The sequence below is a fragment of the Bacillus pretiosus genome, from assembly GCF_051294775.1.
GTDB lineage: Bacteria > Bacillota > Bacilli > Bacillales > Bacillaceae_G > Bacillus_A > Bacillus_A wiedmannii.
In genome coordinates this window covers 1-299 of the sequence record NZ_JBPPHF010000254.1, presented here as the reverse complement: position 1 = coordinate 299, position 299 = coordinate 1, and the positions used below count along the sequence as shown (strand labels likewise).

The 299-nt window shown below is 37.5% G+C and carries 1 protein-coding gene; it reads left to right on the top strand.

Features of this window, described 5'->3' with window-relative positions; translation table 11 throughout:
• The coding region (locus tag ACSG5Z_RS30755) for an L-lactate permease (RefSeq protein ID WP_435712846.1) at nt 1-299 on the top strand (299 nt) is incomplete at both ends.

Genomic DNA, 299 nt, shown 5'->3' with positions numbered 1-299 from the left:
CTGGTGGTGCTATGGGTGCTATGGGTATCCCAGTTACAGTACCAGCACAATTAACTGAGCTAGACGCATTAACTATCGGTCGTCAACCTGTTCTTATTTTACCATTCATTAGTATTGTTTTACCTTTCTTACTTGTTTCAATGGTTGATGGAATTAAAGGTATTAAAGAAACTTGGCAAGGTATTCTTGTAAGTGGTTTTTCTTTCGCTAAAACTCAGTTCCTTGTGACTTACTTCTTAGGTGCAGAACTTACTAAAATTTTCGCAGCCGTTGTAAGTATGGTTTCTCTAGCATTATTC